The organism is Actinacidiphila sp. bgisy160, assembly GCF_965342435.1.
Taxonomy (GTDB): Bacteria; Actinomycetota; Actinomycetes; order Streptomycetales; family Streptomycetaceae; genus Actinacidiphila.
Map to the genome: position 1 here is coordinate 103339 of NZ_CBDRCM010000006.1, position 23919 is coordinate 127257.

21 protein-coding genes and 2 pseudogenes are annotated in these 23919 nt (G+C 73.4%); 13 read left to right on the plus strand and 10 right to left on the minus strand.

Going from position 1 to position 23919, the window contains the following annotated elements:
* Window positions 1-25: 25 nt before the first annotated feature.
* Entirely contained in the window at window positions 26-1858 is a 1833-nt protein-coding gene (locus tag ACRWNP_RS08185; protein WP_431960349.1) for a DEAD/DEAH box helicase, read from the minus strand.
* Between the two features lie 320 nt (window positions 1859-2178).
* On the opposite strand from ACRWNP_RS08185, the gene ACRWNP_RS08190 reads away from it, so the two are divergent.
* Window positions 2179-2913 carry a ferritin-like fold-containing protein gene (locus ACRWNP_RS08190; RefSeq protein WP_431960351.1) on the plus strand — a complete coding sequence of 245 codons (735 nt, stop codon included), beginning with the start codon at window positions 2179-2181 and terminating at the stop codon, window positions 2911-2913.
* Window positions 2914-2932: 19 nt separating this feature from the next.
* Here the strand turns inward: ACRWNP_RS08190 and ACRWNP_RS08195 are convergent, their stop codons facing one another.
* The 4 genes from ACRWNP_RS08195 to ACRWNP_RS08210 form a co-directional block, all read right to left on the minus strand.
* A complete protein-coding gene (locus ACRWNP_RS08195) occupies window positions 2933-3208 on the minus strand; it encodes a hypothetical protein (RefSeq protein ID WP_431960352.1) in 276 nt (91 codons plus the stop codon).
* A gap of 150 nt (window positions 3209-3358) precedes the next feature.
* Window positions 3359-3589, minus strand: a complete 231-nt coding sequence (locus ACRWNP_RS08200) for a DUF3107 domain-containing protein (protein ID WP_431960353.1) — start codon at window positions 3587-3589, stop codon at window positions 3359-3361.
* Between the two features lie 133 nt (window positions 3590-3722).
* Complete coding sequence (locus ACRWNP_RS08205) at window positions 3723-4358, minus strand: TetR/AcrR family transcriptional regulator (RefSeq protein ID WP_431960355.1); 636 nt, start codon at window positions 4356-4358, stop codon at window positions 3723-3725.
* 100 nt (window positions 4359-4458) lie between these two features.
* Window positions 4459-4677, minus strand: a complete 219-nt coding sequence (locus ACRWNP_RS08210; RefSeq protein ID WP_431960356.1) for a hypothetical protein — start codon at window positions 4675-4677, stop codon at window positions 4459-4461.
* Window positions 4678-4864: 187 nt separating this feature from the next.
* Between ACRWNP_RS08210 and ACRWNP_RS08215 the strand changes: the two genes are divergently transcribed.
* The 12 genes and pseudogenes from ACRWNP_RS08215 to moeZ all read left to right on the plus strand — a co-directional run bounded on the left by ACRWNP_RS08215 (window position 4865) and on the right by moeZ (window position 18894).
* Window positions 4865-5833 carry an alpha/beta fold hydrolase gene (locus tag ACRWNP_RS08215; RefSeq protein WP_431960357.1) on the plus strand — a complete coding sequence of 323 codons (969 nt, stop codon included), beginning with the start codon at window positions 4865-4867 and terminating at the stop codon, window positions 5831-5833.
* Between the two features lie 4 nt (window positions 5834-5837).
* A complete protein-coding gene (locus ACRWNP_RS08220) occupies window positions 5838-7232 on the plus strand; it encodes a DUF3152 domain-containing protein (RefSeq protein ID WP_431960358.1) in 1395 nt (464 codons plus the stop codon).
* 40 nt (window positions 7233-7272) lie between these two features.
* Entirely contained in the window at window positions 7273-7389 is a 117-nt protein-coding gene (locus ACRWNP_RS08225; RefSeq protein ID WP_431960359.1) for an Ms4533A family Cys-rich leader peptide, read from the plus strand.
* A 158-nt stretch (window positions 7390-7547) separates the two neighbouring features.
* On the plus strand, window positions 7548-9260 hold the full coding sequence (locus ACRWNP_RS08230; RefSeq protein ID WP_431960360.1) for an ABC transporter substrate-binding protein: 1713 nt from the start codon (window positions 7548-7550) through the stop codon (window positions 9258-9260).
* A gap of 22 nt (window positions 9261-9282) precedes the next feature.
* Window positions 9283-10209 (plus strand): annotated as a pseudogene (locus ACRWNP_RS08235) (ABC transporter permease); the annotation flags it as partial.
* Window positions 10206-11204, plus strand: a complete 999-nt coding sequence (locus tag ACRWNP_RS08240; RefSeq protein WP_431960361.1) for an ABC transporter permease — start codon at window positions 10206-10208, stop codon at window positions 11202-11204. The pseudogene ACRWNP_RS08235 and the gene ACRWNP_RS08240, both read left to right, overlap by 4 nt.
* Entirely contained in the window at window positions 11201-12811 is a 1611-nt protein-coding gene (locus tag ACRWNP_RS08245) for a dipeptide ABC transporter ATP-binding protein (RefSeq protein WP_431960362.1), read from the plus strand. The genes ACRWNP_RS08240 and ACRWNP_RS08245 overlap by 4 nt, the downstream gene beginning before the upstream one ends.
* 306 nt (window positions 12812-13117) lie before the next feature.
* On the plus strand, window positions 13118-14782 hold the full coding sequence (gene pelF, locus ACRWNP_RS08250) for a GT4 family glycosyltransferase PelF (RefSeq protein WP_431960363.1): 1665 nt from the start codon (window positions 13118-13120) through the stop codon (window positions 14780-14782).
* Window positions 14779-15822, plus strand: coding sequence for a hypothetical protein (locus ACRWNP_RS08255; RefSeq protein ID WP_431960364.1), 1044 nt, complete (start codon window positions 14779-14781; stop codon window positions 15820-15822). Before pelF ends, ACRWNP_RS08255 begins: the two co-directional genes overlap by 4 nt.
* A 118-nt stretch (window positions 15823-15940) precedes the next feature.
* A complete protein-coding gene (locus tag ACRWNP_RS08260) occupies window positions 15941-16861 on the plus strand; it encodes an NAD-dependent epimerase/dehydratase family protein (RefSeq protein WP_431960365.1) in 921 nt (306 codons plus the stop codon).
* Entirely contained in the window at window positions 16849-17610 is a 762-nt protein-coding gene (locus ACRWNP_RS08265; protein ID WP_431960366.1) for a spherulation-specific family 4 protein, read from the plus strand. The genes ACRWNP_RS08260 and ACRWNP_RS08265 overlap by 13 nt, the downstream gene beginning before the upstream one ends.
* Before the next feature lie 105 nt (window positions 17611-17715).
* A complete protein-coding gene (moeZ, locus tag ACRWNP_RS08270; RefSeq protein WP_431960367.1) occupies window positions 17716-18894 on the plus strand; it encodes an adenylyltransferase/sulfurtransferase MoeZ in 1179 nt (392 codons plus the stop codon).
* Between the two features lie 75 nt (window positions 18895-18969).
* On the opposite strand, the gene ACRWNP_RS08275 is transcribed toward moeZ, so the two are convergent.
* From ACRWNP_RS08275 to ligD, 5 genes and pseudogenes are all read right to left on the minus strand, one after another.
* Window positions 18970-20157 (minus strand): acyltransferase family protein, encoded by a 1188-nt coding sequence (locus tag ACRWNP_RS08275; protein ID WP_431960368.1) that lies wholly within the window; start codon window positions 20155-20157, stop codon window positions 18970-18972.
* A 111-nt stretch (window positions 20158-20268) separates the two neighbouring features.
* Window positions 20269-21138, minus strand: a complete 870-nt coding sequence (locus ACRWNP_RS08280) for a glycerophosphodiester phosphodiesterase (RefSeq protein WP_431960369.1) — start codon at window positions 21136-21138, stop codon at window positions 20269-20271.
* A gap of 251 nt (window positions 21139-21389) precedes the next feature.
* Window positions 21390-22457 carry a phosphotransferase family protein gene (locus ACRWNP_RS08285; RefSeq protein ID WP_431960370.1) on the minus strand — a complete coding sequence of 356 codons (1068 nt, stop codon included), beginning with the start codon at window positions 22455-22457 and terminating at the stop codon, window positions 21390-21392.
* Window positions 22454-22702, minus strand: a pseudogene (locus ACRWNP_RS08290) (hypothetical protein); the annotation flags it as partial. The gene ACRWNP_RS08285 and the pseudogene ACRWNP_RS08290, both read right to left, overlap by 4 nt.
* 153 nt (window positions 22703-22855) lie before the next feature.
* Entirely contained in the window at window positions 22856-23887 is a 1032-nt protein-coding gene (gene ligD, locus ACRWNP_RS08295) for a non-homologous end-joining DNA ligase (RefSeq protein WP_431960371.1), read from the minus strand.
* Window positions 23888-23919: the final 32 nt, after the last annotated feature.

Below are 23919 nucleotides of genomic sequence, written 5' to 3' on the forward strand. Positions count from 1 at the left end.
CGGCCGTGCGCGTACGGGTGTCGCGTCAGCCGGTGGCCTCGTCGGCCGGCTTGGCCGTCCGTGTACGGCGACGGCGGCGGACGGTCTTGGCCGCGCCCTCGCCCTCGGCGGGTGCCGCTTCCGGGGTCGCCGCCTCCGCGGCGGCCGGAGTCTCGGCGGCGGAACCGGCCCGCGTGCGGCGACGGCGCGGGGCCGGGACCTCCTCGGCCACCGGGGCGGCCGGGGCGGACGTGGCGGTCTCGGTGCTCGCGGTGCCGGCGGTGGTCGCGCCGCCCGCGCCCGCACGGGTGCGGCGACGGCGGCGCGGAGCGGCGGCGGTGGCCTCGGCAGCCGGGGCCTCGACGGCCTCGACGACCGCCTCCGCCTCGGCGGGTGCCTCGCCGAGCGCCTGCCCGCCGCGGGTGCGGCGGCGCTGGCGCGGCGTACGGGTGCGCGCCGGACGCTCCTCCGCCTCGGCCGAGGCGGCCGGGCCGGACTTGCGGCCGCCGCGGCCGCGACCGCGGCCTCCGGTCTCGCCGAGGTCCTCGATCTCCTCCGCTTCGAGCCCCGCACGGGTGCGCTCGGCACGCGGCAGGACGCCCTTGGTGCCCTCGGGGATGCCGAGCAGCTCGTAGAGGTGCGAGGAGGTGGAGTAGGTCTCCTCCGGATCGTTGAACGGCAGGTCCAGCGCCTTGTTGATCAGCTGCCAGCGCGGGATGTCGTCCCAGTCGACCAGGGTGATCGCCGTGCCGGACGCGCCCGCGCGGCCGGTGCGGCCGATGCGGTGGAGGTAGGTCTTCTCGTCCTCCGGCGTCTGGTAGTTGATCACGTGCGTGACGCCCTCGACGTCGATGCCGCGGGCGGCGACGTCGGTGCAGACCAGGACGTCGACCTTGCCGTTGCGGAAGGCGCGCAGCGCCTGCTCGCGGGCGCCCTGGCCGAGGTCGCCGTGGACGGCGCCGGAGGCGAAGCCGCGGCGTTCGAGCTGCTCGGCGACGTCCGCGGCGGTGCGCTTGGTGCGGCAGAAGATCATCGCCAGGCCGCGGCCCTCCGCCTGCAGGACGCGGGAGACGAGCTCCGGCTTGTCCAGCGAGTGGGCGCGGAAGATGTGCTGGGTGATGTTGGCGACGGTCGCGCCCTCGTCGTCCGGCGAGGTGGCCCGGATGTGCGTGGGCTGCGACATGTAGCGGCGGGCGAGGCCGATGACGGCGCCCGGCATCGTCGCGGAGAAGAGCATCGTCTGCCGCTTGGCCGGCAGCATCTCGATGATCTTCTCGACGTCGGGGAGGAAGCCCAGGTCCAGCATCTCGTCGGCCTCGTCGAGGACGAGTGCGCGGACGTGGCGCAGGCTGAGCTTCTTCTGGCCCGCCAGGTCCAGCAGCCGGCCCGGAGTGCCGACGATCACGTCGACGCCCTTCTTCAGGGCCTCGACCTGCGGCTCGTAGGCACGGCCGCCGTAGATCGCCAGGACGCGGACGTTGCGCACCTTGCCGGCGGTCAGCAGGTCGTTGGTGACCTGCGTGCACAGCTCTCGGGTGGGGACGATGACCAGGGCCTGCGGACCGTCGACGACGTCCTCGGGCGTCGCCCGCCCGGCCTCGACGTCGGCCGGGACGACGACCCGCTCCAGGAGCGGCAGGCCGAAGCCCAGGGTCTTGCCGGTGCCGGTCTTCGCCTGGCCGATGACGTCGTTGCCGGCGAGGGCGACGGGGAGCGTCATCTCCTGGATCGGGAAGGGAGTGGTGATGCCGACGGCCTCGAGTGCCTCGGCGGTCTCGGGGAGGATCCCCAGATCGCGGAAAGTCGTGGTGGTGGTCAGGATGCTGCCTCTTCTGTTGGGACGCGGCGACGAGCGGTTTCCGGGGAGGGTCGGGCGCAAGGAACTGCGCTGACCGCGCGGAGCGTCGTTCGGCCTTCGGTGGCCGAGGTGCGCGGGACCACTGCCCTCGTGCGCGCCGCGAATCTGTCCCCTCCCCATGTGAGGAGGGCGGTCGGTAGGAGCCGATCGGGCCACCGACCGGGCATCCATTCATGCGTGACCCGCCGGGTCACCTGGCGGGTCCATATCACTGTACCCCGGAATCACGCACCTGCGGCGGATGGATTTTCCGGTAGGAGCGACAGGTCACGGCGCGACTTCCGCGCCGCGGGCCGCGCGGGAGGGTTGCCGCGCTGGTGGGGTTGGCTATTGTGCGCAGCATGGAGACGCCTGACACCCCCGCCGAGACCCCCGCCGAGACGACCATCGCCGCCAAGGACTGGGCCGCCGCGTCCGCGGACCCGCAGTACCGCGCGGCGGTCGTGGACCTGCTCGGGGCACTCGCGTACGGCGAACTGGCCGCCTTCGAGCGGCTCGCGGAGGACGCGAAGCTCGCACCGTCCCTGGAGGACAAGGCGGAGCTCGCGGCGATGGCGTCCGCCGAGTTCCACCACTTCGAGCAGCTCCGCGCGCGGCTCAGCACCATCGAGACGGACCCGACCGCGGCGATGGAGCCCTTCGCCGCCGCGCTGGACGAGTTCCACCGCCTGACCGCGCCGTCGGACTGGCTGGAGGGCCTGGTCAAGGCGTACGTCGGCGACTCCATCGCGTCCGACTTCTACCGCGAGGTCGCCGCCCGCCTCGACGCCGACACCCGTGAACTGGTGCTGGCGGTGCTGGACGACACCGGCCATGCCGGCTTCGCGGTGGAGAAGGTGCGCTCGGCCATCGAGGCCGACCCCCGGGTCGGCGGACGGCTCGCGCTGTGGGCGCGCCGGCTGATGGGCGAGGCGCTGTCGCAGGCGCAGCGGGTCGTGGCGGACCGCGACGCGCTCAGCACGATGCTGGTCGGCGGGGTCGCCGACGGATTCGATCTCGCGGAGGTCGGCCGGATGTTCACCCGGATCACCGAGGCCCACACCAAGCGGATGGCGGCGCTGGGCCTGGCCGCCTGAGCGGCCCGGGCCGCACGGCTCAGGCCGTGCGCGGCGCCGGCCGGCGGGTGCTCCGCGGCGGGCGCACCAGCAGCGAGAGCAGGGCGGCCGCCACCCCCACCGACACGGCGAGGTTGATCAGGAACCGGTCGGAGCCGAGGACGGTACGGGTGATCAGGCCGCCGAGGACGGCGGCGACCGCTCCCGTGGCGAGCACGAGCGTCGCCGCGGGAAGGCGGCGACGAGGGAGCAGCCGGGTCGCGGCGTACGCGACGGACAGCCCGACGGCGGCGAACGCGAGTGCTTCCCACATCATCGTGCGGCCCTCCCGGAGACTTCGGTCGCACGGGTCCTACCCCCCGGACCCGCCCAGCGAAACGGCGGGTCACCCCATTCGGGGGTGACCCGCCGTGCGTCGTCCCGTACGGGAGCGGCGAGGCTCGCGACCTGCTTTGACGACAGGACCTTAAAGCTGGGCCCCGAAGCCCACCCGGCGCGCCGCCGGCTCGCCGATCTCCACGTAGGCCAGCCGGTCGGCCGGCACGAGCACGCGCTTGCCGTGCTCGTCGGTGAGGCTGAGCAGCTTGCCGGTGCCCGTCAGCGCCTCGGCGACGGCCTTCTCGACCTCCTCGGCCGTCTGCGCGCTCTCGATGATGATCTCGCGCGGCGCGTGCTGCACGCCGATCTTGACCTCCACGGCTTTCGTCCCTCCGAACGGTCTGCGGTGTGCGCGGTTGGAAATCGCGCCGTACGCAGGACACATTAGCCGCGCCCGGTCCCGGGGCACGGGCTGGACGGGCACGCCCAGAGCGAACAGTCGCCGGGCGGTGTCAGTGCTCGGCGCCGTGCAGCGGGAAGCCGGCGATGCCGCGCCAGGCCAGGGACGTCAGCAGCTGCACCGCGGTCTCGCGGGGCATGGAGCTGCCGCTGGAGAGCCAGTAACGGGCCACGACCTGCGAGACGCCGCCGAGTCCGACGGCGAGCAGCATGGACTGCTCGGTGGTCAGCCCCGTGTCCTCGGCGATGACCTCGCTGATCGCCTCGGCGCACTGGAGCGCGACCTTGTCGACACGCTCGCGGACGGCCGGCTCGTTGGTGAGGTCGGACTCGAAGACCAGACGGAAGGCGCCGCCCTCGTCCTCCACGTACGCGAAGTACGCGTCCATGGTCGCCGCCACGCGCTGCTTGTTGTCGGTGGTGGAGGCCAGGGCGGTGCGCACCGCGTCCAGCAGGGCCTCGCAGTGCTGGTCCAGCAGGGCCAGGTAGAGCTCGAGCTTGCCGGGGAAGTGCTGGTAGAGCACGGGCTTGCTGACGCCCGCACGCTCGGCGATGTCGTCCATCGCGGCGGCGTGATAACCCTGGGCGACGAACACTTCCTGCGCCGCGCCCAGCAGCTGGTTTCTCCGGGCCCGGCGCGGCAGGCGTGTGCCGCGAGGGCGCGCCTCAGTCTGCTCGATGGCTGTCACGCCGCCTCCCAAGTGATGTCGTTCTGCGCTGCGGGTGCCATCGTACTTTTCGGTAGCGGGGGCATGCGCTGTGCGAACGCACATTCTCACCAAGCGGAACTCAGCGATAGTCGTCCTCGTCGAGTTCCACCACCCGGTGCTGCTCGGCGACGTCCGCGGGATCGGCGTCGTCCGGGCGTTCGGTGATCGGGACGTCGCGGTGCTGCAGCAGTTCGAGGTGCTGTTCGGCGATGTCCGCCTCGGGCGCCTCGATGTCGGCCTCGGCGTCCTCCAGGTCGTCGATGGCGTCGTCGTCGAAGGTCTCGATGTCGTCGGACACGGGCACCTCCCGTCTGGTCGTGTGCTGCCGGTCCCCCGCTGCTACCCACTGTTTCCCTCTTTCCCCTTCTGCGAGCGTAGGAGACAGGGACGGGGTCTGCAGGGTGACGGAAGATGCGGAGAATCGCCACGACGCGTGTGAGGGCGAACACACGAGCGCACGCGTGATCACCTCGTAACATTGCCCCATGTCCTCGACGGAGCCGCCCGAAACCGCACTCGCCGCCGTGCCCGTACCGCCTTCGGGAGCCAGAGCGGGGGACGGGGAGACCGTGCTGACCGTGGCCCTGCCCGGGCGGACACTGACCGTACGAGCGCGGACGGAGCAGGCCGAAGGGCTGCCGCCCGCGCTCTTCGTGCACGGCCTGGGCGGGTCGTCCGCCAACTGGTCCGCGCTGATGCGGCTGCTGGCGAACCGCGTGTCCTGCGAGGCCCTCGACCTGCCCGGTTTCGGGTACTCCCCGCCACCGGACGACGGCAACTACTCGATCGGGGGGCACGCGCGCGCCGTCGTGCGCCTGCTGGAGGCTTCCGGGCGCGGGCCGGTGCACCTCTTCGGCAACTCGCTGGGCGGCGCCGTCGCCACCAAGGTCGCCGCGGCCCGGCCCGACCTGGTCCGCACCCTGACGCTGATCTCGCCCGCCCTGCCGGAGGTGCCGCCGCAGCGCGGCGCCTGGCCGACCGCGTTCCTCGGGCTGCCGGGCGCGACCATGCTGGTGACCCGTGCCACCCGCGGCTGGTCCGTGGAGCGGCGCACCCGGCAGTTGCTGGCGCTCTGCTACGGCGACCCGGCCAAGGTCAGCCAGGAGGCCTTCGCCGAGCACGCCTCGGAGTACGAGCGCCGGCTGGCGCTGCCGTACTTCTGGGACGCGCTGACCCGCTCGGCGCGCGGCATCGTCGACGCCTACACGCTCGGCGGCCAGCACAACCTGTGGCGGCAGGCCGAGCGGGTGCTCGCGCCGACCCTGCTGGTGTACGGGGGCCGGGACAAGCTGGTCGCCCCCCGGATGGCGTACCGTGCCGCCCGGACGTTCCGTGACGCGCGGCTGCTCACGCTCCCCGACAGCGGGCACGTCGCGATGATGGAGCACCCCGACACGGTGGAGCGGGCCTTCCGCGAACTGCTGGACGCCACGGACGCGCGGACGGATCACTGACTTCATGGGCAGGCACAGCGCACCGGGCGGCCGGGACGGCCGCCGCGACGACGTACCGGGCATAGGCGGCGGCGGCTGGGGCAGCGGACGCCGCCGGCGTCCCGGCCCGGCGGCGACGACCCCGCAGCGGCCGGGCGGACCGGGCCGGGTGCCCGGTGGTCCCGTGCCGGGCGGCCGGGAGGACGGCTTCGGGCCCGGGGACCCCGGGCACGGTCACCACGACGTGCCGGGCCACTCCCACCCCGAGCACCGGGAGCACTCGGCCTGGGGCCGGGCCGGCTCCTGGGCCCCGCCCCGCACGCCGCGCGGGACCCGGCCCGCCGAACTGGCGGAGACCGCCCTCGGCACCGAGTACCCGGAGGACGACGACCCCCTCGACCCCGGCGTCTTCACCGCGCCGCGAATATCCGGCTTCCCGCGCCCGCGCCGGGCGCCCGGCGCGGGAGCCCGTGACGTCCCCGGCCCGAGGCGGGAGTTCGTCGCGGCCTTCGACGCACCCTCCGCCACCACCGGATCCGGGGCACCCGTCGGGGGCGCCGAGGAGGCCGAGAAGAGCGGGGAACAACCCGAACGGCCCAAGAAGGCCGGCAGGACTCGCGCCCTCAGCGGCGCCGCCGCGGCGGCGGTCGTGACCGTGCTCGCCGTCGTCGCCGCGGGCCAGATGGCCACCGGGGGTGACAAGCGCCACTCGTCCGCCACCGCGGCACCGGGCGGCAGCCGGGGCGCCGACGACTCGGCGTCCCGTTCCCAGGGCCGGGCGACCCCCTCGGCCTCACCTTCCGCGGTCGCCGCCCCGCTCACCTACGACCAGGCGATGACCCGGCGCTATCCGCTCGACCAGGACCTGGGGCTGGCCGGGAGGTTCCAGACCGTGGGCGGCCACGAGAAGGCCCCCGGCAAGGGCAAGCTGTTGCGCGTACGGGTGGACGTCGAGAAGGGGCTGCCGCTGGACGGACGGCTCTTCGCGGACGCGGTCTACAGGACGCTGAACGACAAGCGGAGTTGGGCACACGCCGGCGCCCGCACCTTCGAACGGGTCTCAACGGGCCACGCCGACATCGTGATCACGCTCGCCAGCCCCGGCACCACGGCTACGTGGTGCGCCAAGTCCGATCTCGACACGACAGTTGACAACGTGTCATGTGACGCGGCGTCGACTCCCCGGACGATGATCAACGCATACCGCTGGGCTCAGGGGTCGGAGACCTACGGCCCCGGCCGGATGCTCGCCTACCGCGAGATGCTGATCAACCACGAGGTCGGGCACCGGCTCGGCTACGGCCATGTCCTCTGCCCGAAGCAGGGCGCCCTGGCCCCGGTGATGATGCAGCAGACGAAGTTCCTCTCCTACGGCGGCCTGACCTGCAAGCCCAACGCCTGGCCCTACCCCCGGGGCTAGCTTTTTGACATCGGGCGATTAATCGTTCAATGTTTTCGGCATGCCGCACAGCCCCGCCGCAGACGCCGACGCCAGCATCGAGCTGGCGCTCATCGGTGTGGCCGGGCACAGCGTGGCCGACATCCTGTGTCGGTGTTCCACGGTGCCGGGCGCTTAAAGGGCACGTTTCCCCCTCGCCCCGGTCCTTCCCGCCCGTGGGCACAGTGCTCGACACACGATCGATCCTTCACGGCCTCCCCATGAGGTCGTCGCCGCTGCCTGCGGGCCTTCCACAGCCCTGCCTCCGCCATCTCGCAGCCGCGAAAGGGATCCTCGATGTCTCACCCGTCCGTCACACCCCGCCGCCTCGCAGCGGCAGCCGTCGTCCTGGCGATCACCGGTGGCGCCGCCGCCTGCGGTCCGGAGGACAGCGGGGCCAAGGCGGCCGGCGGCAAGCCCGCCAAGGGCGGCACGCTGTACGTCCTCAACCAGTCCCCGCAGGAGGACTTCGACCCCGCCCGGCTCTACACCTCCGGCGGCGGCAACATCCCCGGACTGGTTTTCCGCACGCTGACCACCCGCAACCGCGAGAACGGCGCGCCCGGCGCGAAGGTCGTCCCCGACCTCGCCACCGACACCGGGACGCCCAACAAGGACGCCACCGTCTGGACGTACCGCCTCAAGGACGGCCTGAAGTACGAGGACGGCAGCCCGATCACCACCGCCGACATCAAGTACGGCATCGAGCGCTCCTTCGCCGCCGAACTGTCCGGGGGCGCCCCCTACCTGCGCGACTGGCTGGTCGGCGGCAAGGACTACCAGGGTCCGTACAAGGACAAGGCCGGCCTGGCCTCCATCGAGACCCCGGACGCGAAGACCATCGTCTTCCACCTGAACAAGCCCGAGGGCGACTTCCCGTTCCTGGCCACCCAGACCTCCTTCGCCCCGGTGCCCAAGGCCAAGGACACCGGCACCAAGTACGAGAACCACCCCTTCTCCTCGGGCCCCTACAAGGTCGTCAGCAACGAGAACGACGGCGAGCACCTCGTCCTGGAGCGCAACACCCACTGGGACCCCAGGACCGACGAGGAGCGCCGGGCCTACCCGGACCGCGTCGACGTGCGCTCCGGCCTCGACGCCGCCGTGATCAACCAGCGGCTGTCCGCCGGCTCCGGCAAGGACGCGGCGACGGTCACCACCGACACCAACCTCACCGCCGCCGAACTCGCCAGGATCACCGGCGACAAGGAGCTCGCGAGCCGCGTCGGCACCGGCCACTTCGGCTACACCGACTACATCGCCTTCAACCCGAAGGTGAAGCCCTTCGACAACCCCAAGGTGCGCCAGGCCATCTCCTACGCTGTCGACCGGACCACCGTCGTCAACGCCCTCGGCGGCTCCTCGCTCGCCGAGCCGGCCACCACCTTCCTGCCCGCGCAGGAGGCCTTCGGCCACACCCCGTACGACGCCTTCCCGGCCGGCAAGAGCGGTGACGCCGCCAAGGCCAGGGAGCTGCTGAAGGAGGCCGGCTACCCGAACGGTCTGACCGTCACGCTGACCCACGACAGCAGCGCCGGCGACGAACAGGGCCCCGAGGTCGCCACCGCCCTGCAGGACGCCCTGAAGAAGGCCGGCATCACCGTCCGGCTCCAGGGCCTGGAGTCCAGCGCCTACAGCGAGAAGATCCACGGCGTGAAGACCGAGCCGGGCTTCTTCCTCTCCGGCTGGGGCGCCGACTGGCCGTCCGGCGGCCCCTTCCTGGCGCCGATCTTCGACGGCCGGCAGATCGTCGAGGACGGCTACAACTACAACAGCGCCCAGCTCGACGACCCGGCCGTGAACAAGGAGATCGACGAGATCAACAAGCTCACCGACCTCAAGGCCGCCGCCGCACGCTGGGGCGCCCTGGACAAGAAGATCGGTGAGCAGGCGCTGACCGTGCCGCTGGCGTACCCCGTCTACAAGCGCCTGTACGGCAAGGACGTCAAGAACGTCGTCATCAGCGACTGGACCGGCGTCCTCGACGTCTCGCAGGTCGCGGTCAAGTGACCACCACCGACGTGCTCGCCGCGCCCGGCAGCTCTGGCGGCGGCTGCGCGCCCAGCGCGCCGCCCTCGCCGGCGTCGCCGTGATCGCCCTGCTCGTCCTGGTGGCCGTCGCCGCCCCGCTGCTCGCCGCGCTGGAGGGCCAGGACCCGGACGCGTACCACGCCTCGGCCGTCGACTCCGCCCTCGGCGGCGTCCCGCTCGGCTCCTTCGGAGGCGTGAGCGCCGACCACTGGCTCGGTGTCGAACCCGGTACCGGACGCGACCTGTTCGCCCGGCTGGTGTACGGCGCGCGCATCTCGCTCGGCATCGGCGTCGCCGCCACCGTCGTGCAGATCGCCGTCGGTGTCGCCGTCGGCCTCGCCGCCGGGCTCGGCAACCGCTTCCTGGACAACCTGCTCAGCCGGACCACCGACGTCATGCTGGCGCTGCCCACCCTGGTCTTCTCCATCGCCCTGCTGGCGATCGTGCCGGCCGGCTTCCCCCGTCCGGTGCTGCTGGTCCTCGTCCTCGGCCTGCTGGGCTGGGGCGGCACCTCCCGTATCGTCCGGGCCCAGACGCTGAGCCTGAAGTCCCTCGACTACGTCGCCGCCGCCCGGCTCGGCGGCGCCGGCTGGTGGCGGATCGCCCGCCGCGAACTGCTGCCGTCGCTGGCCGCGCCCGTGGTGACGTACAGCGCGCTGCTGGTGCCCTCCAACATCGCCTCGGAGGCCGGACTGTCCTTCCTCGGCATCGGCGTCAAGCCCCCCACGCCCTCCTGGGGTCAGATGCTCTCCTCCGCGACCACCTGGTACCAGGCCGATCCGACGTACGTGCTGCTGCCCGCAGGCCTGATCTTCGTCACCGTCCTCGCCTTCACCGCGCTCGGCGACGGGGTGCGCACCGCCCTCGACCCGCGGGCGGGCAGTCGCCTGCGGGCCGTGGTGCGCCGCCGGAAGGAGGCGCGGTCGTGACGCTCCTCGCCCGTTTCGCCCTCCGCCGGCTGCTCGCGGCCGCGCTGGTCCTGCTCGTGCTCAGCGTCGCGGTCTACGCGCTCTTCTACGTCCTGCCCGGCGACCCGGCACAACTGGCCTGCGGGCCCAAGTGCACCCCGGACCAGGTCGCCCAGGTCCGCACCCAGCTCGGCCTCGACGACCCCGCCTTCGCGCAGTACGCGCACTTCCTGCACGGCCTGTTCGCCGGTTCCGACATCAGCACCGGCGTCGGCACCGAGCACTGCGGCGCCCCGTGCCTGGGTTTCTCGTACCAGAGCGGCGAGCAGGTCACCGCGCTGCTCGCGCAGCGCCTGCCGGCCACCGCCTCGCTCTCCCTGGGCGCGATGGTGCTGTGGCTGGTCATCGGCGTCGGTACCGGCGTGCTCTCGGCGCTGCGCCACGGCGGGCTCACCGAGCGCCTGCTGACCGCGCTCACCCTCGCCGGCAACGCCGTGCCCGTCTTCATCATCGGCATCCTGCTGATGCTGCTGTTCGTCTCGGTGCTGGGCTGGCTGCCCTTCCCGTCCTACGTCCCGCTGACCGAGGACCCCGAGCAGTGGGCGTGGAACCTGGTGCTGCCCTGGCTCGCCCTCGCCATCCTGGAGAGCGCCAAGTACTCCCGGCTCACCCGCAGCTCGATGCTGGACACGCTCTCCGAGGACCACGTGCGCACCTTCCGTGCCTACGGCGTCAGCGAGCGGTCCATCGTCGGCCGGCACGCGCTGCGCGGCGCCCTGCCGCCGGTCATCGCGCTGACCGCGCTGGACCTGGGGACGATGTTCGGCGGTGCGGTGCTCACCGAGTCGCTCTTCGGCATCCCCGGGCTCGGCAAGAGCCTGGTGGACGCGGTGAAGACCGAGGACCTGCCGGTCGTCGTCGGGCTCGTGCTCGTCACCGGCTTCTTCGTGGTCCTCGCCAACGCCCTCGCGGACGTCCTGTACGCGGTGGCCGACCGACGGGTGGTGCTGGCATGACGTCACCGCTGATCGAGGTCGAGGACCTCACGATCGACTTCCCCACCGGCACGGGCACCGTCCGCGCCGTGGACGGGCTCTCCTTCTCCGTGGCGCGGGGCGGGGCGCTCGGCATCGTCGGCGAGTCCGGCAGCGGCAAGAGCGCCACCGCCTTCACCCTGCTGGGACTGCACCGCGGCAGCGGCGCGCGGATCGGCGGCTCGGTGCGCGTGGCCGGCGTCGACGTCCTGACCGCGGGGGAGAAGGAACTGCGCGGGCTGCGCGGCGGGCTGGCGGCGATGGTGTTCCAGGACCCGCTGTCCTCGCTCGACCCCTACTACGCGATCGGCGACCAGATCGCCGAGGTGTACCGGGTGCACCACCCGCAGGCGTCCCGGCGGGCGGCCCGCGAGCGGGCGGTCGCGGTACTCGACCGGGTCGGCATCGCCGACGCCCCGCGACGGGCCCGCCTGCGGCCGCACGAGTTCAGCGGCGGCATGCGCCAGCGGGCGCTCATCGCCATGGCGCTCGCCTGCGAACCGCGGCTGCTCGTCGCGGACGAACCGACGACGGCGCTGGACGTCACCGTCCAGGCCCAGATCCTCGACCTGCTCGGCGACCTGCGGCAGGAGACCGGGATGGGGCTGCTGCTGGTCACCCACGACCTGGGCGTGGTGGCCGGGAGCGTCGAGGAGGTGCTGGTGATGAAGGACGGCCGCGCCGTGGAGCGCGGACCGGTCGGCAGCGTGCTGGGCGCGCCCCGGCAGACGTACACGCGGGACCTGGTGGCCGCCGTCCCGCGGGTGGGGACGGCGAAGCCGCGTGCCGCCGCCGCGGGCGAGGTGCTGCTCGAAGCCGTCGACGTGCGGCGCGAGTTCGGCCGGCGCGGCGCCAAGGTCGCGGCGGTCGACGGCGTCTCGCTGACCGTGCGCGCGGGCGAGACGCTCGGCGTCGTCGGGGAGAGCGGCAGCGGCAAGACCACGCTGGGGCGGATGCTCGTGGGGCTGCTGGAGCCCACGGGCGGCGAGCTGCGGCGGCCGGGCGCGCGCCCCGGCGCGCCGGGGCTGCAGATGGTGTTCCAGGACCCGGTGTCCTCGCTCAACCCGCGACGCAGCATCGGCGAGTCCATCGCGGACCCGCTGCGCACGGCCGGGGTGCTCGACGACGCCGCGATCGTCGCCCGGGTGCGGGAACTGCTGGAACGGGTCGGGCTCGACCCCGGCTGGTACCACCGCTACCCGCACGAGTTCAGCGGCGGACAGCGCCAGCGGGTCGGCATCGCCCGGGCGCTGGCGCCCGAGCCGCGGCTGATCGTCTGCGACGAGCCGGTGTCCGCACTCGACGTCACGACGCAGGCCCAGGTCATCGCGCTGCTGGGCGACCTGCAGCGGGAACTGGGACTCGCGCTGGTCTTCATCGCCCACGACCTGGCCGTGGTGCGCCAGGTCAGCGACAACGTCGCGGTGATGCGGGCGGGCCGGGTCGTGGAGTACGGGCCCGCCGGGCAGGTCTACGAGGCGCCGGAGCACGAGTACACCAAGGGGCTGCTCGCGGCGGTCCCGGTGCTCGACCCGGAGGAAGCCGCCGCCCGCCGCGCCGCCCGCGGCGCCCTGGCGGCCACTGCCTGAGGCGGCCGGGGCGCGCCCGGCCCGGTCGGACGGGCGCACCCCTGTGCCCCGCCTCGCGCGAGGTCAGGCGGCGTCCTCCGGCTCGGGCCACAGCTCGACGCCGTGCACGTCCACGGCCGCGCGGACGCGCTCCGTTCCCTTGGGGACCATCCGGCGAACGTCTACTCGGTCCCAACGCGCAACGCCGGGGAAAGTCACGTCTCTTCACCCCTTTCGGTGGCACGGCGGACAACCGTCCGTCGTGCCCCCACTTCGCCGGAATACGGTCATCGCGCCCGAACAGACCGGTGCCGAGAGGGGGCAGACGTGCGTATCGCATTACTCGCGGAGGGTGGTTATCCGTACGCCCGGGGTGAGGGGGGCGCCTGGGTCGACCGGCTCGTGCGCGGGCTCACCGGGCACGAGTTCGCGGTGTACGCGCTCGGCCGGAGCGAACGGGCCGAGGCGGCGGGGATGCTGCCGTTGCCGCCCCAGGTACGGCACGTACGCACGCTGCCGTTGTGGGGCCAGGGGCCAGGGCCCGGGGCCGGGCCCGGCAAGGCCCGCCGACGGCGGGCGCAGGCGCTGGAGCGGTACCGGGACCTCGTCGGGGTGCTGGCGGGGGACGCCGGGGCCAATGGTGCGGAGGACCGTTTCGCCTCCGCGCTGTACGGCCTCGCCGAACTCGCCCGCGAGGACGGCGGCGTCCCGGCGCTGCTGCGCTCCGAGCACGCGGTGCGCGTGCTGGAGGAGGTCTGCCGGGCGCCCGGCGCGCGACCCGTGGCCGGGGAGGCCGGCGTGGGCGACCTCCTGCTCGCCGCCGATCAGTTGGAGCGCGTGCTGCGGCCGCTCTCCGCGCCCTGGTACGACGATTTCGGCGACGCCCTCGCCACCTCCGACCTCTGCCACGCCGTGACGGGCGGCACCGCGTTGCTGCCCGCCCTCCTGGCCAAACGGTTCTTCGGCACACCGCTGCTGGTGACCGAGTACGGCGTGCGGCTGCGCGAGACCCTGCTGCTGCACCGCGCCGCGGGCGTGTCCGCCCCCGTACGCGCCCTGCTCGCCGCCTTCCACCGCCACCTCGCCGGCGAGGCGTACCGCCTGGCCGCCCTCGTGACCCCGGGCAACGCCCACGCGCGCCGCTGGCAGGAGCACTGCGGCGCGCACCGGGACCGCGTCCGTACGGTCTACCCCGGCTACCAGGGGTCCGTGCCCGAGCCCCCGGCCGATGCCGAGGGCGACGACCCGGCGCTGGTGTGGGTCGGCCGGGCCGACCCGGGCAAGGACCTGGTCGGGCTGCTGCACGCCTTCGGGGAGGTGCGCAAGAAGGAGCCCGGAGCACGGCTGCGCGTCGTCCTCGCCGGTGAGGGTGACCCCGCGTACCTGGAGCAGTGCCGTTCCCTGGCGGCGCAGCTCTTCCCCGACGAGGCGGCCGACGCCGTCACCGCGGGGGAGAACCCGGTCACCTTCGAGGAGCTCGGCTCGCCGGGCGCCCCGGCGCTGCCCGACGCGTACGCGGCCGGGGACGTGGTGGTCCTCTCCAGCGTCGTCGAGGGATTCCCGGTCACCCTGGTCGAGGCCATGTTCTGCGGCCGGGCGACCGTCTCGACGGACGTCGGCGCCGTACGGGAGGTCATCGGCGGGACCGGTCTGGTCGTGCCGCCGCGCAACCCGAAGGCGCTCGCCGAGGCCTGCGTCGCCCTGCTGTGCGACCCCGAACGCCGGCAGCGGCTCGGCGCCGCCGCCCGCGAACGCGCCCTGGAGCTCTTCACCGTCGAGCGGAACCTGGCGGCGTTCCGCGAGATCTACCTCGACCTGGTCGCCCACGCGCCCGGCCGGCACGCCCCGCTGCGCGATCCCGACGGCATCCCCGTCCCCTTCGGAAGGCCCGCCGAATCCCACGTCCCCGGCCGCTGGACGGCCGCGCCGGCCTGGGCGCTCGCCGCGCGCGAGCCCGCGTACGCCGGAGCCGAGAGGCGGGAGCGCACATGAGCGACGTGCAGGAGACCGAAGCCGGCGCCCGTAGGAGCGGCCCCCGCAAACGCGGCCCCGCCGACCCCGTCCGGGCTCTGATGCACCGTCACCAGGAGTTGTGCGCCGAGGCGGTGGACCCGCTGGAGATCGTGGCGGGACTGGAGGCGCAGGGCGTCACCGACCGCGTCGCGGGGGGCTTCCGGCACCGCGACGTCTTCACCCTCGCCGAGGAGCTCTACGCCCGGGTGCCCCGCGCCATCGCCCCGCCGGCCACGGGTCTGCCCGTGGACCGCCCCGGCCTGCTGCTCACCCTCGCCCCGGGCGCCGTCTGCGCCGCCGCGAGCGGGGCGCTGCGCGTGCTGCCACCGGTCACCGTCGTCGCCGTGGCCGTGCCGCTGCTCCTGCTCGCGCTGCTCGCCGCCCTGCGCCGCGGACCGCTGCGGGCGCCGTACGGCACGGGCCCTGGCGGCGTGGTGTGGAGCTGCTGGCTGGTGGGGTTCGGGCTGTTCGGGCCGCGCGCCGTCGACGGCTTCGCCGGGGGTGTTCTGCCCGCCGCGGACGCCGCGGAGCTGACCGCGCTCGCGCTCTCCCTCGCACCGGCCGTCTGGTGCGCCCACCGCTTCGCGGTGCGTTCCCGCGGGCATCTGCTGCACAGCCGCACCCTGGAGGAGTTCGGCGGCGCCGTGCGGCCGCTGCTGGCGGGCACGCTCGCGCTCTTCCTCGCCTGCGTACTCGTGCTGCTGTGCGCCGCCCGCGCGGTGACAGGCGCCTCGTTCACGGCCGCCGCACTGGCCGCGCCCGCGGCGCTCGCGCTGCTGCTGTTCACCGCCCGCCTGCTCGCGGTGCACGGCCACCCCGACCCGGCCGCCATCGGCACCGGGCTCGCCTGCGCCACCGAGGCCGTGGCCCTCGCCACCGCCCTGCTGGACCGGTTCCCCCTGCCGCCGGCGGCCGTCCCCGCCCTGGCCTGTGCGGCCGCCGCCCTGGCGCTGGCGGCCCACGCCCTGACCACGCTCTCGCGCGCCTCGGCGCACACGGCCGCGGCGGCGCCGCGATGAGCGGGCGGCGGCCGGGTCGGCCCGGCACACCCCGCAGTTCCGAAGAAGAAGCCAAGGAGCGACCCACGATGACCCACCCGCACCCCCGGCCACGGCACGCGCAGCGGAGGCGCTCGCTATGAGAGTCCTCCTCCTGGGCGCCAACGGATTCGTCGGCCGCCACGTGGCCGAGCGACTGCTGGCCGACCCCGCGGTGCAGCTGACCGCGCTCGGCCGCAGCGACGACGCCGACGTGCGCTTCGACCTGTCGTCCGGCAGCCCCGGCGCACTGGCGCGCTTCATGGACGCCGTCCACCCCGGGGTCGTCGTCAACTGCGCGGGCGCCACACGCGGCGGGGCACGCGAACTCACCCGGCACAACACGATCGCCGTCGCCTCCGTGTGCGAGGCCATGCGCCGCAGCGCCACCTCGGCCCGGCTGGTCCAGGTGGGTTGCGCCGCGGAGTACGGGCCCTCGCCCGTGGGCTCCTCGACGGCCGAGGACGCCGTGCCCCGGCCGGGCGGCCCGTACGGGGTCAGCAAACTCGCCGGGACGGAACTGGTGCTCGGCTCCGGGCTCGACGCCGTCGTGCTGCGGGTCTTCACCCCGGTCGGGCCGGGCACGCCCACCGCCTCGCCGATCGGGCGGCTCGCGGAGGCGATGCGCCGGGCCATGCAGACCGGCGACGGCGAGCTGAAACTGACCGGCCTCGGTGTGCAGCGGGACTTCGTGGACGTGCGCGACGTGGCCCGCGCCGTGCACGCGGCCTCGCTCTCCGCCGCCCAGGGCCTGGTCAACATCGGCACGGGCCGCGCAGTGCCGCTGCGCGAGGTGGCCGCGGTCCTGGCCAACGCCGCGGGCTACGCCGGCGCCCTCCACGAGGTCGAGGACCCGCACCTGATGGTGAACGGCAGCGGGCACCCCCACTACCCGGACGGCTGCGGGGCCTGGCAGCAGGCCGACGTCCGCACCGCCCGCGACCGCCTGGGGTGGCGCCCGCGCATCGCTCTTGAGGAATCCCTGGCCGACGTCTGGATGGAGGCGGCATGCCGCGTGTGACACCGAGCGGCCTGCGCAGGCCGATCGACCGCTGTGACGGACTGGGCTTCGGGGTCCCCGCGTACGCGCACCCGCTGGTCGCCCCGGGCGAGTGGGCCGAACTGGCCCGCCCGCAGGCCCCGGTGCACTGGGTGGTGCTCAACGTGGCGCGCGGCCCCGGCGCCCGGATCGACCCGCTCTGCATCGAGGCGTGCGCCCGGCTGCGCGACGCGGCCGTGCCCGTGCTCGGCTACCTGGACACCCGGCACGGGGCGCGGCCCTTCGGCCAACTGGTCGCCGACGCGCACCGCTTCCTCGACTGGTACCGGGTCGACGGCTTCTACCTCGACCGTGCCCCGACCACGAGTTCGGAGCTGTCCGACTGCCGGCGGGTGATCACCACCCTGCGCGCACTGCTGAGCGTGGCGGGCGGCAGCACCGGGCACGTGGTGCTCGGTCACGGCTGCCACCCGTACGAGGGCTATGCCGAGGTCGCCGACCAGCTGGTGACCTTCGCCGGGCCGTGGACGCAGTACCGCTGGTCGGAGGCCCCGGAGTGGACGGCCGCGTACCCGCCGGAGCGCTTCTGTCACCTGGTGCACGGCGTTCCCGCACCACACCTGGAGAACGCCATGCGGATCGCCCGCTGGCAGGGTGCGGCGACCGTCTACTTCACCGACCGCACCGACCACGCGGCCTGGGACGGCCTGCCGGGTTACTGGGACGAGGCGTCGCGCATGCTGCGGCGTCAGCCGCCGCCCAGCATGTGACCAAGAACCGTCTCGCCCCTCGGGACGGCGGTCTCGGAATGAAGAAGGGCGTGGCAGTGTTACGGGAAGAACAACCGTAGTGATCGATCGACAAACGGAGTCCCCGTGTCGCTGCCACCCCTGGTCGAGCCGGCCGCCGAGCTCACCGTCGACGAGGTCCGCAGGTACTCCCGCCACCTGATCATCCCCGATGTGGGGATGGACGGGCAGAAGCGGCTGAAGAACGCGAAGGTGCTCTGTGTGGGCGCCGGCGGTCTCGGCTCGCCCGCCCTGATGTACCTGGCCGCCGCCGGTGTGGGCACGCTCGGCATCGTGGAGTTCGACGAGGTCGACGAGTCCAACCTGCAGCGCCAGATCATCCACAGCCAGGCGGACATCGGCCGCTCCAAGGCGGAGTCCGCCCGCGACAGCGTCAAGGGCATCAACCCCTACGTCGACGTGGTCCTTCACGAGGAGCGGCTCGAGGCCGACAACGTGATGGACATCTTCAGCCAGTACGACCTGATCGTCGACGGCACGGACAACTTCGCGACCCGCTACCTGGTCAACGACGCGTGCGTGCTGCTGAACAAGCCGTACGTATGGGGCTCCATCTACCGTTTCGACGGCCAGGCGTCGGTCTTCTGGTCCGAGCACGGCCCCTGCTACCGCTGCCTCTACCCCGAGCCCCCGCCGCCGGGCATGGTCCCCTCCTGCGCCGAGGGCGGCGTCCTGGGCGTGCTGTGCGCGTCCATCGGCTCCATCCAGGTCACCGAGGCGATCAAGGTCCTCACCGGCACCGGCGAGCCGCTGGTCGGCCGGCTGATGATCTACGACGCCCTGGAGATGCAGTACCGCCAGGTCAAGGTCCGCAAGGACCCGGACTGCGCGGTCTGCGGTGAGAACCCGACCGTCACCGAACTCATCGACTACGAGGCCTTCTGCGGCGTCGTCTCCGAGGAGGCGCAGGAGGCGGCGATGGGGTCGACGATCACTCCCAAGCAGCTCAAGGAGTGGATCGACGACGGCGAGAACATCGACATCATCGACGTCCGCGAGCCCAACGAGTACGAGATCGTCTCCATCCCGGGCGCGCGTCTGGTCCCCAAGAACGAGTTCCTCATGGGCGACGCCCTCCAGGACCTCCCGCAGGACAAGAAGATCGTCCTGCACTGCAAGACCGGTGTCCGCTCCGCCGAGGTCCTCGCCGTCCTGAAGTCCGCGGGCTTCTCCGACGCGGTCCATGTCGGCGGCGGCGTCATCGGCTGGGTCAACACGATCGAGCCGGACAAGCCGGTCTACTGACCTGTGCGAACGAAGGCCCACGGCGCCGACCCGGTTCGGACGCCGTGGGCCTTCGCCGTTGCCGGGGGCCGGACGTCACGGACCCGCCGGTGTGGTCTCGGCGGGCCCGGGCCGGGCCGGGCCCGCGATCCGGGAACGGCCGGGCGCGAGCAAGGACTTCCAGGAGCGGTTCCGCTTGAAGGGCGCCTCGAAGATCCGGGCGAACAGCCACGCCCCCAGCACCGAGGCGGGCAACGCCAGCACGAGGGTGAACCAGAACGTGGGCAGCCCCGGGGAGACGAACCGCGGGGCGACGCGCCGGATGACGGTCATCACGACCGGCAGGTGGACGAGGTAGAGGCTGTACGAGAAGCCGCCGAGTCCGCGGACCGGACGCGCGGTCAGCAGTCGCAGCGGCAAGGCGGGTCTTCCGGTGGCGACCGCGGAGATGAGCATCGTCATGGCGGGCGCGACGGCCAGGTCCACCCAGAAGTAGTGGTCCGCCGTCCAGACCGGGCCCTTGACGGCGGCGAGCGCCGCGACCGGCACGGCGGCCAGAACGGCGAACCAGTGCCACGGCAGGCGCCGGACCCGGGCGGGGGCGACGACGATCCCCGCGCCCGCCAGGCCGGCGGCGAACACCGGGGCCAGATGCGGGGTGAGCCAGTTGTTCCCCTCCACCGGGGTCGCGCCCGGCGCCGTCAGGCCGTGAGCGACGACCGGCAGTGTCACGCCGGCGAGCAGCACGACGGCGCCCAGCCGGCGCCGGACGAGCAGGAGGAGCGGGAAGAGGAGGTAGAGCTCCGCCTCCACGCCGATCGACCAGAACGTGCCGTTCGGTGTCGGCGCGGTGAACACGTCCTGGGCGACGAGCCCGTACACCACGACCGTCGCGCCGGTGGGTGGCCCGAAGTGCGAGGCCGGCACCACGAACGAGGCGATGACCAGGCTCATCGCGAGGGCCGCCCAGTACGGGGGAAGGATGCGCCAGGCCCGGCGGCGCAGGAAACGGCCGGCGCCGCCCAGCCGCCAGCCGTGCCGCGCCGCGGGGATGGCCAGGGAGAACCCGGACAGCACCAGGAAGAAGACGACGGCGAGACGGCCGTACATGAGCCCGTCCAGCCACCAGGGGGCCGAACTGTCGGGATACCCCGGGAACGTGTAGAGCCAGCAGTGGAACAGCAGTACGTACAGTGCGGCCAGGCCGCGCAGTCCCTCGAGGCCCGGCACCTCCCGCCGGCGGTGCGCTGCGCGGTCGCTGCTGACGGTACGGCTCGATTCCACGGGGATCGCTGGGCCCTTTCCTGCGGTGTCGGCGACGCGGTGCCACCCACGGTGACTGATACGTCGCGTTCGGCCGAGCGGTTCAACGGGCCGCACACGCACCCGTCCGGGTCACTCCACGCCGTTACGGATGACGTCCGGGCGGTTGGTGATGATGCCGTCGGCGCCGAGGGCCGCCATGCGGACGGCGGTGGTGAGGTCGTCGACCGTCCACGCGTTCACGCGCAGCGGCTTGCCGTCGGGGCCCTTCTGGCTGTGCACCGCCTGCACGTAGGCGTAGGTGACGTCCTTCTCGTCCGGGTTGATCTGGTCGGCGAAGGCCGCGTACTCCTTCAGGCGGGAGACGGGCGGGCTGCCCAGGAAACCGGTCTCGATGGCCGGGCGCAGCTCGTGGGTGCGGCGCAGGGCGTCGGCGCTGAAGCTCTGGACGACCAGGCGGCCGTTGAGGTGCGCCTGGTCGAGCCAGCCGGCCTTCTGGAGGGCGTCGACGGTCTGCTTCTCGATGCCGGGGTACAGCTCGGGCTGCTTGAGCTCCAGCAGCAGGCCCTGCTGGTCGCGGTCGAGGAGGGCCAGGTACTCCTGGAGGGTGGGGACGCGCTCGCCGCGGAAACGGGGGGCGAACCAGCTGCCGGCGTCGAGCCGGCGGATCTCGGCGAGGGTGAAGTCGGCGACGCGCCAGGGGGCGCGGTCCGGGAAGACCTGCTCGACGTCGGTCGTGCGGTTCAGCGTCGAGTCGTGGATCACGACCAGGGCCCCGTCCTTGGTGCGCTGGACGTCGTTCTCGATCCACTTGATGTGCTGCTCGTGGGCCCGGCGCACGGCCGCCAGGGTGTTCTCGGGGGCCTCGGTGGAGGCGCCCCGGTGGGCGAAGACCGTGGGGGAGGAGGGGGCCGCGGGGGCCGCGTGGGCCGGCATCGTGACCAACGCGGAGGCTCCCAGGAGGGCGGCGGCCGCGGCGGTACGGGCGAGGTGCTGGTGCATGCGTACTCCTCACGACGGCGCGGGACCCCTCCCGACCGAGGGTCGCAGTCCGTACCCGGACACAGCAGTGCACGACATGACAAAAGGGTGATTATCATCAGTCCATTCCCCCGTCAGGGTGGCACGGATGGCGTCCGTCCGCAGGTCGTGGGGAGTGCCCGGGCGGGCGGCGGGCCGTCCGGAGCACCGCTGCGGGCGCCCCGGACATCTCGCCGTCACGGAACGTGAGGTTCTGGCGTGGTCATGGGGGGTCAGCGGTCGCGGCCCTCCACCATCGCCTCCAGCGTGTCCCGGTGCGGGATCAGCGCGTCCGCGTCGGCCGGCATCTCGCGCTCCCCGAAGTGGACCTGGCGGTGGCCGATCCGCAGCATCACGACCGCGTGCCGCAGCGCGGCGTAGGCGAGGTGGAAGCCGAGGTCGCGCGGGGTGTGCCCGGTGAGCTCCGCATAGGTCGCGGCGACGCGGTCGCGGTCGAGGAAGCCGGGCATGCCGGGGAAGCCGGCGGCGACGGTGAGGTCCTGGAAGAAGCGGTGCAGGTGCACCAGCCAGGCCAGGTCGAGTTCACGGGGGCCGGAGGAGGCCATCTCCCAGCCGAGGACGGCCACGGGGCTGAAGTCGGCGTCGTAGACGATGTTCCCGATCCGGGCGTCGCCCCAGCTGAGCACGGACGGCCCGGGGTCGGTGGGCCAGTGCTTCTCCAGCCAGGCGAAGGCGCGCTCGATGACAGGGGAGCGGGGCGCCTTGTCGACGACCCACTCGTAGTAGGCGCGCTGGGCGTCGACGTGCGCGCGCAGTGTCCCCTCGCCGGGAACGGTGTGGAGTTCGGCGAGGACGCGCACCGTCGAACGCTCCAGCCGCGCCCGGTCCTCCTCGGAGGCATCGAAGAGCCAGTTGCCGCCGTGGGTGTAGGGCATGACGTCCGGCGGGACGCGTCCCGGGACGCGCTCCATGACGAAGAAGGGCGCGCCGAGCGGCCCCGGGTCGGGCTCCAGCCACAGCAGCTCGGGCACGGGGACGCGGGTGCGGGCGGCCACTGTCCGGATGACGCGGTACTGCGCGGCCATGTCGTACGTCGGGAAGACGGTGTACGCGTCGGGATCGCCGGCCAGCCGCAGCACGCAGGGGCGGATGCGCTGGCGCGCGGTGCCCGCCGGGTGGGGGACGGCCAGGTCGAACAGGACGGTCTCGCTGGACAGGCCGTTCGTGGAGGGGAGGTGCACGCCGCGGCTGTGGGCGCCGGGGTGCTTCGCGGCCAGCCACTGGTCGAGGCGGCTGCGCAGCAGCCGGGGATCGCGGGTGGTGGTGCGCACCGTTGTCACATGGCCTCCTGACCGGTGAAGCCGCTGGGGGTGTGGCGGCCGAAACCGCCGTGCTCAAAGATGCCGTAGCCGACCCGGCCGTCCCAGGCGAAACGCGCGGCGTGGCCGGTGACTCCGTACGCGGCGGGCGCCATGACCGCCGGATCCGTCAGGTCATACGCACGGCGGCCGAGCCGGCCCCGGCCCTTCCACCGGCCGTGCTGCCAGTCGGGGGCAGCCGGGTAGCCGGCCCCGGCGAGCGGGCAGTCGTGGGCGTCGCGGTCACCGGTCGCGACGTGGCGCGTGGAACGGGCGGTCCGATGGACCGGGTACTCGTCCGGGGGCACGGGTCGAGGCGCGGGCATGCGCCTGATGATGCGTCAGCGACGACCGCCGTGGGAAGGGGGCGTGCCGTACCGTCAGACCTCGCTCCCGGCGGGGCCCGGCTTGTCCCTGGCCCGGCTGGGCTGCACCCGCGGCGGCTCCCCGGGCATCTTGGGGTGGTCCGGCGGGTACGGCATGTCGCCCAGCCCGCGGTCGTGTTCGTCGCGCTCGGCCAGCTCCAGGACGGCGTCCAGGCGGAAGGCGTGCTCCTCCATGCCGGCGTGCACGTCGCCCAGCTCCGCGTACCGTGCGGGCATGGTGGCCAGGTCGAAGTCCCGCGGGTGCACCTGCGGCACCTCCTCCCAGCGCAGCGGCGCGGACACCGGGGCGTGCCGCCCGGGCCGTACGGAGTAGGCGGAGGCGATGGTGCGGTCGCGCGCGGTCTGGTTGTAGTCGACGAAGATCTTCTCGCCGCGCTCCTCCTTCCACCAGGCGCTGGTGACCTGGCCGGGCATCCGCCGTTCCATCTCGCGGGCGATGGCGATGGCGGCCCGCCGCACCACGGTGAACGTCCACGCGGGCTCGATGGGGACGAAGACGTGCAGGCCCCGCCCGCCGGAGGTCTTGGGCCAGCCGCGCAGGCCCAGTTCCTCCAGCAGCCCGCGCAGTTCGCCGGCGACGCGCACCGCGTCGGCGAAGTCGGTGCCGGGCTGCGGGTCGAGGTCGATGCGCAGCTCGTCGGGGTGGTCGAGGTCGCCGCGCCGGACCGGCCAGGGGTGGAAGGTGAGGCAGCCGAGGTTGGCTCCCCAGACGACCGCGGCCGCCTCGGTCGGGCAGATCTCGTCGGCGTGGCGGCCGGAGGGGAAGCGGATGCGGGCGGTGGGGATCCAGTCCGGGGTGTTCCCCGGCGCGCGCTTCTGGAAGAACGACTCGCCCGCGACCCCGTCAGGGTAACGCTCCATCGTCGTCGGCCGGTCGCGCAGCGCCCGCAGGACGCCGTCACCGACCGCGAGGTAGTAGCGGGCCACGTCCAGCTTGGTGAAGCCCGGTTCCGGGAAGTACACCTTCCCCGGGTTCGAGATCCGGACCGTCCGCTCGCCGACGGTCAGCTCGACCGCCTCTGCCATGCCGTCACCGCCTCTCCCGTCCCCGACACGGT

Coding starts and splice junctions, on each gene's coding strand:
- ACRWNP_RS08190 (WP_431960351.1), top strand. CDS start 2,179: ATGGAGACGCCTGACACCCCCGCCGAGACCCCCGCCGAGACGACCATC.
- ACRWNP_RS08260 (WP_431960365.1), top strand. CDS start 15,941: ATGAGAGTCCTCCTCCTGGGCGCCAACGGATTCGTCGGCCGCCACGTG.
- ACRWNP_RS08215 (WP_431960357.1), top strand. CDS start 4,865: ATGTCCTCGACGGAGCCGCCCGAAACCGCACTCGCCGCCGTGCCCGTA.
- ACRWNP_RS08255 (WP_431960364.1), top strand. CDS start 14,779: ATGAGCGACGTGCAGGAGACCGAAGCCGGCGCCCGTAGGAGCGGCCCC.
- ACRWNP_RS08245 (WP_431960362.1), top strand. CDS start 11,201: ATGACGTCACCGCTGATCGAGGTCGAGGACCTCACGATCGACTTCCCC.
- ACRWNP_RS08225 (WP_431960359.1), top strand. CDS start 7,273: ATGCCGCACAGCCCCGCCGCAGACGCCGACGCCAGCATCGAGCTGGCG.
- ACRWNP_RS08280 (WP_431960369.1), bottom strand. CDS start 21,138: ATGCACCAGCACCTCGCCCGTACCGCCGCGGCCGCCGCCCTCCTGGGA.
- ACRWNP_RS08265 (WP_431960366.1), top strand. CDS start 16,849: ATGCCGCGTGTGACACCGAGCGGCCTGCGCAGGCCGATCGACCGCTGT.
- ACRWNP_RS08195 (WP_431960352.1), bottom strand. CDS start 3,208: ATGATGTGGGAAGCACTCGCGTTCGCCGCCGTCGGGCTGTCCGTCGCG.
- ACRWNP_RS08220 (WP_431960358.1), top strand. CDS start 5,838: ATGGGCAGGCACAGCGCACCGGGCGGCCGGGACGGCCGCCGCGACGAC.
- ligD (WP_431960371.1), bottom strand. CDS start 23,887: ATGGCAGAGGCGGTCGAGCTGACCGTCGGCGAGCGGACGGTCCGGATC.
- ACRWNP_RS08230 (WP_431960360.1), top strand. CDS start 7,548: ATGTCTCACCCGTCCGTCACACCCCGCCGCCTCGCAGCGGCAGCCGTC.